This is a genomic window from Streptomyces anandii JCM 4720, assembly GCF_014650655.1.
GTDB classification, from domain to species: domain Bacteria; phylum Actinomycetota; class Actinomycetes; order Streptomycetales; family Streptomycetaceae; genus Streptomyces; species Streptomyces anandii.
The window spans coordinates 26,552-36,064 of record NZ_BMVJ01000034.1 but is presented as its reverse complement, the minus strand read 5'-3'; the positions used below and the strand labels follow the sequence as shown (position 1 = coordinate 36,064).

Here is a 9,513-nt window from a genome sequence, read left to right as displayed (position 1 = left end):
ACCATGGGATTCGGGATCGGAAAGGGAGTCGTGCGCGCGAGCTCGGCCCTGGCGAATGTCGCCAACGCTGCGGCCGGCGCTGCCCAGGTGGCCGCCAACGTGTGCGCGGTGCAGGCGAACCAGGCCGTCGCGAACCAGGCCAACCAGGCGGCGGCCGCCGCCGGCGGCGGCGCCTGACCGGTCCTTCGGCCCGGCGCCCACGGGCTGGTGAAAGCCGACAGGGAAAGTACATGAAGCTGCCGGGCCAAAGCTGCATTTTGGCCCGGCAGTGTTTGGCATGGCACCGATGCTCCCGCAAGCTATCACGAACAGAGGTCCGTTCAAATTGCCTCGGAAACTTCTAGTCAAGGTGCCCGGAAAAATCACGTCCGTGTTTTTCGGCCCTGCTCCTCTCAGCCGGGATCGCGCGGTGGGCCTGTCCGAGCGGCTGGCCGCCGCGACGAGTTTGACGTCGTCCCTCGAGCATCTGGTGCAGCGCCGGACGATGGACAAGGGAGGCATGGCCGACTGGGACATCATCAAGGGTTCGCTGACCGGGTCCAGTCCCTTGGTCCGCCGCCTGATCAACGGGGTCAGCGGGCCGGGGACCACGACCGCCCTGCATGTCGGGCGGGTCGCGGTGTCCGCAGGCATGCTGCTGCCCGGCAACTCCCGATGGCGGGGCGCGGGCAGCCTCTTCCTCGGCGTCAGCTCCGCTCTGCTCGGTCCCCGTCACCACTACGGCGGTGAGGGCTCCGACCAGGTGGCGACACTGGTCCAGATCGCCACCGGCACCGCTCGCCTGGCGCCTTCGCCGGCGGCGAAGGACGCTCTGCTGTGGTACGCCGCTCTCCAGGCCAACCTGGCCTACGCGGTGTCCGGCTGGGTCAAGCTCCTGGGCCGGCCCTGGCGTGATGCCTCCGCCCTCGGCGGAGTGATGCGCACCCGCACCTACGGTCACGAAGGCATGTTCCGGTGGACCCAGGACCATCCCCAGGCCGCCAAGCTGCTCACCCACGGGGTGCTGGCGCTGGAATGCCTCTTCCCGCTCGCCTACCTGCGGGACGGCAGGCTGACCCGCCCCGTCATCGCAAGTGCTGCGGCGTTCCACCTGGCCAACGGCTACTTCATGGGCCTCGGCCGGTTCGTCACCGCATTCCCCTCGATGCACCCGCTGGTCGCCTACACCTCCGCCCCCCGGACCCATCCGGCCGTCGCCGGACGCGACGACCGCGCAGTGCCGGCCGCGCTCGCTCTGCTCGCCGGGGGTGTGGCCGCCGCTGCCGGCACCGCCGTACAGCGGCGCCTGCACGCGACGGAGGGCTGGCACACCTCACGCACCCTGACCTCCCGCCACAACAACCGGCTGCAGTACGAGGTGTACTCGCACGGCGACGACGAACAGCCGGTCGTCGTCCTCGCCAGCGGCCTGCTTTCCACCAGCGAGCACTACGCCTGGATCACCCAGCGTCTGTGTCACGAGACCGGGTACGGGGTCATCGCCTACGCCCGTACCGGATACGCCGGCAGCCGCCGCGGAGCGGCCACCCCCTTCCGTCTGTCGGAGTCCGTCGACGACCTGGTCGACCTGGTGAACGGCGCTGTCGCACCGCACCGCGAAGTGATCCTGATCGGACACTCGATCGGCGGAGAACTCGCACGCCGTGCCGCCCGGCGTCTCGGTGACCGCGTCCACGGCATCGTCTACCTGGACTCCTCCCACCCGGACCAGTTCAACCGCGCCGGAAACGCGGCTGCCAAAGCGCTGTCCGGCCACTTCACCGCCATGAGCCGGGCGCTGCGCCTCGGCACGGGCATCCTCCTCAGCCGCCCGGCATGGGTCGGCCAGCTGCCGCAGGCCTACCAGAAGAAGGTCTTCGCCCAGTACGCGGACTCGCGCGTGTGGGAGGCCGCACGTCGCGAGTGGAAGGCCGTCCAGGAAGACTTTGGGTCCTTTTCGGGGCAACTGGACAAGGTCGCGGGCGTGCCGGGCCTCGTGATCTCCGCCCAGCGCACCGTGGACCGCAGTCCCGAACAGCTGCTGATGCACAGGGAACTGGCCGAGGCCCACGTCGGGGCACCCACGCAGTGCGTGGTGATCGAGGGCGCGACCCACGAGAGCCTGCTCATCAACAACCGCTACGCCCACCAGGTGACGGACCGCATCATCTCGTTCTTCCGCGACCTGGACCAGCGTTCCCGGGCCGCCCAGCCCGCCCGCTCCGCCGTCAAGAAGTGAAGAGGACCTCCAATGACCGCTCGCTCCCCCTTCCGGTCGTTGACGGGCGAGGGAGCCGCATGGCGGATCGCCGGAGCCGCCATGCTGCTTCTCACCCTCGCCGGTCAGCATCCCCTCCAGCAGTTCAGCCGGGTCAGGCGCAGGGACATCTGCTCACTGCTGCCGAACTGGCGGTTCTTCGCACCGGATCCGGCCATGTGCGACTACCACCTGCTGTACCGCACCGTGGACGCGGACGGCACGGCCTCCCGGTGGCACGACGCGAGCGGCATCGAGGAACGCAAGCCCCTGCAGATCCTGTGGTTCCCCACCCGCCGGGTCGACAAGGCCGTCTTCGACGCCTGCCACGACATCCTGCCGGTCCTCGACGAGGGCTTCGAGACCGCCGCCCACGCACCCGGCTACCGTCTGGTCACCGAGTATCTGCGGGCCCGCATCACGTCCCGGGGCGACTCGTACCGTCAGGCCCGCGGCTTTCAGTTCGCGATGGCCACCAGCACCGGGTACGACACGCGGCACAGGCCCGAGATCTATTTCGTCTCCCCGTACGTCCCGCTGGATCCGCAGGACCCGGACACGCCTCTGCGTGCTGCGAGCACCCCTTCCGCTCGTACCGGCACGCCCGCGAGGACCTGACCGTGTTCTCCAGCCTCTACTGGGTGTTCAGCGGCGCGATGCTGCTCATCTCCTGCGTCAGCGTGGGCGTGATCTTCGCCGGTGTCCGCAAGGAGATGAAGCACGTGGGGAGGAACGCCGAATGACCGTGCCCTGCCCGTTCGTTGCGATGGTGCCGGCCGGCGCTCTCCTCGGACACTTCGAGAGCCCGTCATGAGCGGATGGACAGCCGGCCGGGGCAGGCACCATCGTCCACAGAGGCCGGTCGTCCCGGCGGACGCACCGGGGCAGGGACGCGGACCGGCACAGAGGCGAGCCGTGCACCGGGCTGTTCCCCAGCTCCACCTGCACCTGCTGACGGGCAAGGGCGCGCGACCGTGGCGAGCCCTGGGAAGGCACCGTCGGCTGATCACGCTCGGCACACTGATCGGGCTGATGAGCGCCGCGACGTCCCTGGCCCAGCCGGCGGTCATCGGTGAGCTGGTCACCGCCGTGCAGGAGCGCCGGCCGATAGCAGGACCGATCCTGTTCGGCGCGGCGCTGTTCTTCGCCGACGCCGTCCTCAACGCACTGCATTCGTACACGATCGGGCTGGCGGGGGAGAACATCGTCTTCGACATCCGGATCACGTTGGTGTCCCGGCTGCTGCGTTCCCGTTTCCGGGCCTACAGCGGCTGGCAGCAGGGCGACGTGTTCGCCCGGATGGTCAGTGACACGGTCGTCGCCCGCTCGGCGATGACGCGTGCGATCGACGAGGTGATCAACAGTGGCTTCCTCGTCCTCGGCGGGATCGCCCTGATGGCATGGGTCGATCCGGTGCTGCTCGCCGCCACGCTGGTCTGCCTCGGCGTCACCAGTGTCATCTCCCTTCTGCTGGCGCGCGGGGTGCGGCGGGTGTCGGTACTCAACCAGACGGACACCGGCAATTTCGGCTCCGCCCTGCTGCGGGTGCTGAGTGCGCTGCCGACCGTCAAGGCGTCCCGCGCCGAGGCCCGCGAGGCGGAGGGCATCGCGGCCATCGCCAAGGAGGCCCGGAAGTCCGGGATCCGGGTGACGGTCCTGTCGTCGCTGCTGGACCCGACGATGAGCATCGGCACCCAGCTCGCCCTGAGCGTGGTCATCGGCCTGGGCGCGGCTCGCACCGCCACCGGGGCGATGAACACGGCCGACCTGACGGCGTTCATCCTGTACCTCTTCTACCTGGTGGCGCCGCTGCTGACGTTGTTCATGGCGATCGCCCAGTTCCAGATCGGCAGAGCGTCGATCGACCGCCTGGCCGAACTCGGCACGATCGAAGTCGAGACGGACGTGCGCTCCGACCGGGCACCGGGGCAGACGGGGGCGGCCTGGCCCCAGGCCGGCGGGCACGAGAGCGGGCTCGTCTTCGACCAGGTCCGCTTCTCCTATCCCGGCAGTGACAAAGTCGTCCTCGACCAGGTCTCCTTCACTGTTCCCCCCCGTGGGCTCACCGCCATAGTGGGTCCGTCCGGCGGGGGCAAGAGCACCGTCTTCCAGCTCATCGAGCGTCTCTACGACCCTGTGTCCGGGGTGATCCGGCTCGACGGCATCGACATCGCCGAGATGCCGCTCAACCAGCTGAGGTCCGTCGTCGGTTACGTCGACCAGGACCACACCCTGCTGCGCGGCACCGTCCGTGACAACCTCACCTATTCGGCACCGCACGCAGGGGACAAGGACATCGCGGAGGCCCTGCGGATGGCGAACCTCTCCGAGGTGATCGCAGCCCTGCCGAACGGACTGGAGACCGAGCTCGGCGATCGCGGGGCCGGCCTGTCCGGCGGTCAGCGACAGCGACTTGCCATCGCCCGCACCCTGCTGCAGACCCCGAGATTCCTGCTCCTGGACGAGGCCACCGCCAACCTCGACAGCGAATCGGAAAGGGCGTTGCGGGACAGCATCGCGACAATCTCCGAATTCTGCGCGGTCATCGCCATCGCGCACCGCCTGTCCACCGTGACCCAGGCCCGGCAGATCATCGTCATGGAAGGGGGGAAGGTCCAGGCCGTCGGCACGCACGCCGACCTCAACGCGAACAACGACCTCTACCGCAGGCTGGCCAAGCTGCAAGAACTCAGCGGCGCCGCCTCCTGATCGGCGGCTCGAGCCTCGACGACCGCGCACGGCCGGCGACTTCGCCGCGGCGACGGGCTGTCGGCGCTATGCGCCGGTGGTGCCGCCGATCCCGTGGCAGCCGGAACGGGGACGCGGCGACTGCAACCGGCCCGCGAAACGGGATGCCGCCCAACCCTCCAGCTGCCCGGCGGCCGCGCCGGCAGCGGATGCGCCACCGGCCGGATCCGCGCCTCCCGCGTCCACGACGCCCGTTCTCCCGGTCAGGTCGAACGTCTTCTCGGCGTCGTCGCCCTGGGCGGAAGAGGCATGCTCGGTGCGGATCGCGAGGAGTCCGGCTCGCAGGGCACGTTCCACGAGGTGCGTGCGATTTTTCGCGCACAGCTTCTCTCGGATCTTGGACAAGTGCGCACCCACGGTGCGGGGAGATATCGACAAGGCGGCGGAAATCTCACAATCCGACATTCCGTGCGCCACCAGGAGGAGGATTTCGAGTTCCCGGGGACTGAGCCGGGCGACGCGGTCCCGACGCACGTCGACTGGAGTCATCGGCTTCTCCGTATTCACTTCGTCTCCCGAGGCGGTGCGAGGAACCGGTGGTCCCGTACCGTCTCGTCGAATGCGTCCGCCCTGCCCACGCACCTGCCGTCAGAGCCGACCCGGAGTGCCGTGGCCGGTGGTTGCCGGAAGGTACACCGTCGGCGGTCCGCAGTAGCGGGCGTTGATAAGGCCATCTGCATATGGCTCGATCCTTGTCCTGGACCCGTATCCGGGAGCTTCGCTGCCGCGGCGCCTGCCCGAGGGCCGGTCTCGCCGGCAAGCCCGCGGTGGAACCCTCGTTCACCTGTCCTGAGACTATGTACGTCATGACCACGCTCCCCCACTCAACGAGCACGCAAATCGGGGTGGGCCGGCGGTCGGTCACAGAGCGCCCGGGGCGGAGCGGGTCCGGCTCAGGTTCTGTCCGGGCCCTGGTGCACTCCCATCGGCGACGGACCGCCGTCGTAGGGCACTTGGAGCCGCGCCGCCAGCCCGGCGATCATCATTTCGAGGCCGTAGCCGAACTCGGCGTCGTGGTCGCTGACTGCCAGGTACGGGGCGACGGCGCTGACGAGGGGGTCACCGCCGGCCGCGATCTCCGCGGTGCGCTCCCGGCGCCTTGCAGGATCCAGGGTGCTCGCGTTCAGAGAGAGCGCGAAACCGAGTTCCCGCATGATCGAACCGATCAGATAGGCGGCGAAGCCGCGCAGGACATGGGCCCGTTCCTGGGGAGAGAGGTCGAGTTCGGCGAAGCTGCTCAGGGCGGAGCGGATGGCCTCCAGAGCGGCCGGTGACTTCGCGGGCCGGGTCAGCATCAGGGGGAACGCCTTGCGGTGCCGCTGGGCGGCGGCGCGGAAGATGACGCAGTGCGCGCGAACCCGATCCTGCCAGGTGCCCGTGTCCGTGCCGGAGAAGTCCACCTCTGACAGCAACGCCTCGGCGACCCCGTCGAGCAGGGCGTCCTTGTTCGGGACGTGGTTGTAGAGCGACATGTTCTCGATGTCGAGTTCGGCGGCCAGTTTCCGCAGGGAGAAGGCGTCGGGGCCGTCGCGGTCGATCATCGTCAGGGCCTTGGCGATCACCTTGTCCCGGGTCAGGCCGAGCCGCCTGCCGCGGCCGGTTCCTCGCGCCGTCACCCCGCCTCCTCGGTGCCCTCGACCTGCCGGTGCGACGGACAGGCTCCCTGTCGACGCCACTGGTGCGCGAGTCTAACGTGCCGACGCAGACACTTGCAGTGCAAGTTTTCGGGGGTCCGGCACGGCGGCCGGGCGCCGTGAGGCGACCGGACGGGGCGGAGCCGGGCACCTGCGGCCGAGGGTGGTGGCCGAACGGCGGCTGACACCGATGTCTGACGTTTCGTCGGATCGCACCGGATCGGCATGGCGGATTCATCGGAACAGACGATGCGTCATGCCGGGGCCGCGCCTACCCTTGCTGCGGGCAAAGCCGCCTCGACAGGGTGAGGTGGGGTTCGGACGTCGAGACCGATCGAGACCCTGCTGTGAGGCCGTCCGCCATCGGAATCCGACTCGCGAGGTCGAAGAGCGCAGGCCAGGACCACGCGCCGGCGCCGTGCACTGAGCCGACGGGGCCGGCGACGGTGGTCGAGCGGCCTGTCACGGCCCGTGCCCCGGGCCGGAGTCCACGGCGCACCAGGTCCTCGGCAGGCCGATTGCGAACGGGGCCCTCTCCCTTGACGTCACTTGCAGTGCAAGTGTAGTTAAAGACATGCACTGCAAGTGATTCAGCGACACGGTGCCGAGCGTCAGCGACCGCCCCGGCCGCGCCTTCGCCTCTCGGGCGCCGAGGTATCCGACCTACGGAGATTCACCGATGGCCAGCACTATGCGCCCACTCCTCAGCGGCGCACTCCAGGGGCCCCGCGCGCTCGAGGTGCCGACGCAGCGCACCTGCGATCCCGGCGCCGGCCCCGGCACTCGCGACGTCCGTGGCGCCGGCCGGATCCTGCCGGCGCAGGCGAGGCCGTCGGCGACTGCGAGGACATGGACCCCGGCGACCGTGTGACGACCACCCCGCCCGGTCCCGGGCCCCCGGTCTCCGGGTCCCGGCGCGTCCGTCCCCCCGGCGAATGACGGCAACCCCCCACCTTCGAATGACGGCAACGCTGTGGGCGCACACGCGTCCTGACATCGTGCATGACGGAGAGCAGCGCATTCATATGGGAAACAGCAGAGCCAGAGGGCTGCAGGCCAATGCCCTCGGTATCACGGACACGGTTGTGATGGCGGTGGCCGGCAGCGCTCCCGCCTACACGCTGACGGCGACCACCGCGGTCCTCATAGGTGCCGTCGGCCTGGCGAGCCCCGCGGCCCTGTTGTACTGCGGAATACCGATGCTCGGCATCGCGCTGGCGTTCTGCCACCTCAACCGCATCGACGTGAACGCCGGTGCCAGTTACTCCTGGGTGGGCCGTACCCTCCACCCCTTCCTGGGCTTCGTCAGCGGCTGGGCCCTGGCGGTCTCCGCGACGATCTTCATGGTCGCCGGCTCCCTGCCCGCCGGTTCGATGACGTTGTCGCTCTTCGACGCGGGGCTCGCCGACGACACCTCGCTGGCCACCGCGGTCGGCGCGGCCTGGTTCCTCGTCATGCTCCTCGTGGTGCTCGGCGGAGCGCGGCTCACGGTACGCGCGCAGCTCTTCCTGTCCGGGATCGAACTCGCCGTCCTCGCCCTCTGTGCTGTCGGTGCGCTGCTGCACAGCCCCGACGCACGGCCCTTCGACTGGTCCTGGCTCGGCTTCAGTCACTTCTCCGGGGTGAGCGGCTTCTCCTCCGGCGCGCTCATCGCCGCCTTCTACTACTGGGGCTGGGACGTCACCAGCAACCTCAGCGAGGAGACCCGCGACAGCCGGCGGACCACCGGCCTGGCCGGTCTGATCGGCGTGGGCGTCGTCTTCCTTCTGTTCGAGGTCTTCACCATCGCGGTGAACATCGTCCTCGGCCCCCATCAGATCCAGCAGGGTGGCGCCAACGTGCTGGCCGTGCTGGGCGAGGAGATCTGGCCGGGCTGGGGTGGCAAGCTGCTGATCGTCTCCGTCATGCTCTCCACCGTTGCCACTCTGGAGACCACGCTCATCCAGGTCACACGGTCACTGTTCGCCATGGGGCGCGACCGCACGATGCCCAGCGCCCTGGGCCGGGTGCACCCCAGATGGAACACCCCGTGGGTCGCCATCGTGGTGGTCGGCGCCGTGGCACTGCTGATGTTCGTGGCCTCCGTCTCCCTCGGCTCCATCGGGGGGATCCTCGCCCACGCCGTATCCGCGATCGGTCTCCAGATCGCCGTCTATTACGGGCTCACCGGCCTGGCGGTCGTCGTCGCCTATCGCAGGATGCTGCTCAAGTCCCTGGCCAACTTCCTCTTCGTCGGAGTGTGGCCGCTCTTCGGTGCCGTGTTCATGTTCTGGGTCTTCGTCGAGTCGCTCGGCCAGCTCGACGGCGCCAGCATCGCCATCGGTGTCGGCGGGCTCGCCGTCGGCCTGGTCCCGATGCTCTGGTACTGGATGCAGGGTGTCGACTACTACCGGCCCGTGAAACTGGACGCCGTCCGCGCCGTCGAGACCGACTACGTGCCCGATGTCCACGCGGTCGCGTCAGACGAGCAGTTACGCACCCACGGGGGTCTGTCGACGGACTTCTGAGAAGGATCCCCGATGGCGCGAGAGCGCTTCACACCCGACTTCGACCCCGACTGCGGGGACGAGCCCCTCACCTCCGTCCGCCCGGACATCGTCATCGGCCGCTGGCAGGGACTGCGGGACCTGCTGCGGGCCACGGGCACCGACTGGCTTTCCCGAGGCCACCGGGTACGGCTGCTCGCCCAGGCCTGCGCGGACACTTCCATAGTCGAGTCCTGGCTGGCCGCCGAGCCCCGCAACGCCGACGCCCTGGTGCTGCGGGCCGCGACCGAGACGGCCAGGGCCTTCAACGTGGCCGTCACCGCCGGCCGGGGCGCCCCCATCGACCCCAACCGCATCGACGCCGCGTTCACCGCTTGCCGGCACGCCGCGACGGCATACCCCGAAGACC

The 9,513-nt window shown here is 69.4% G+C and carries 7 protein-coding genes and 1 pseudogene; 6 read left to right on the top strand and 2 right to left on the bottom strand.

Annotated elements, in window-relative coordinates; translation table 11 throughout:
* Nucleotides 1–409: 409 nt before the first annotated feature.
* The 4 genes from IE249_RS33560 (at nt 410) to IE249_RS33550 (ending at nt 4,945) form a co-directional block, all read left to right on the top strand.
* On the top strand, nt 410–2,218 hold the full coding sequence (locus tag IE249_RS33560; RefSeq protein ID WP_229859856.1) for an alpha/beta fold hydrolase: 1,809 nt from the start codon (nt 410–412) through the stop codon (nt 2,216–2,218).
* 12 nt (nt 2,219–2,230) lie between these two features.
* Nucleotides 2,231–2,854 carry a hypothetical protein gene (locus tag IE249_RS33555; RefSeq protein WP_189710987.1) on the top strand — a complete coding sequence of 208 codons (624 nt, stop codon included), beginning with the start codon at nt 2,231–2,233 and terminating at the stop codon, nt 2,852–2,854.
* Nucleotides 2,855–2,856: 2 nt separating this feature from the next.
* Nucleotides 2,857–2,979 carry a hypothetical protein gene (locus IE249_RS39800; RefSeq protein WP_268249738.1) on the top strand — a complete coding sequence of 41 codons (123 nt, stop codon included), beginning with the start codon at nt 2,857–2,859 and terminating at the stop codon, nt 2,977–2,979.
* Between the two features lie 67 nt (nt 2,980–3,046).
* The gene (locus tag IE249_RS33550; protein WP_189710984.1) at nt 3,047–4,945 is read left to right on the top strand and encodes an ABC transporter ATP-binding protein; all 1,899 of its coding nucleotides are present in this window, start codon (nt 3,047–3,049) and stop codon (nt 4,943–4,945) included.
* A 66-nt stretch (nt 4,946–5,011) separates the two neighbouring features.
* Here IE249_RS33550 and IE249_RS33545 read toward each other — a convergent pair whose 3' ends face one another.
* Both IE249_RS33545 and IE249_RS33540 read right to left on the bottom strand, forming a co-directional pair.
* The gene (locus IE249_RS33545; protein WP_229859848.1) at nt 5,012–5,491 is read right to left on the bottom strand and encodes a response regulator transcription factor; all 480 of its coding nucleotides are present in this window, start codon (nt 5,489–5,491) and stop codon (nt 5,012–5,014) included.
* 386 nt (nt 5,492–5,877) lie between these two features.
* Complete coding sequence (locus tag IE249_RS33540) at nt 5,878–6,600, bottom strand: TetR/AcrR family transcriptional regulator C-terminal domain-containing protein (protein ID WP_189710982.1); 723 nt, start codon at nt 6,598–6,600, stop codon at nt 5,878–5,880.
* Nucleotides 6,601–7,643: 1,043 nt separating this feature from the next.
* Between IE249_RS33540 and IE249_RS33535 the strand changes: the two genes are divergently transcribed.
* Both IE249_RS33535 and IE249_RS39360 read left to right on the top strand, forming a co-directional pair.
* Nucleotides 7,644–9,125 carry an APC family permease gene (locus IE249_RS33535; RefSeq protein WP_189710980.1) on the top strand — a complete coding sequence of 494 codons (1,482 nt, stop codon included), beginning with the start codon at nt 7,644–7,646 and terminating at the stop codon, nt 9,123–9,125.
* Between the two features lie 12 nt (nt 9,126–9,137).
* Nucleotides 9,138–9,513: pseudogene (locus tag IE249_RS39360) on the top strand (hypothetical protein); the annotation flags it as partial.

What these genes read in the sequence shown, in the direction of transcription:
- IE249_RS33555 (WP_189710987.1), top strand. Translation starts at nt 2,231, where the DNA reads ATGACCGCTCGCTCCCCCTTCCGGTCGTTGACGGGCGAGGGAGCCGCA.
- IE249_RS33550 (WP_189710984.1), top strand. Translation starts at nt 3,047, where the DNA reads ATGAGCGGATGGACAGCCGGCCGGGGCAGGCACCATCGTCCACAGAGG.
- IE249_RS33535 (WP_189710980.1), top strand. Translation starts at nt 7,644, where the DNA reads ATGGGAAACAGCAGAGCCAGAGGGCTGCAGGCCAATGCCCTCGGTATC.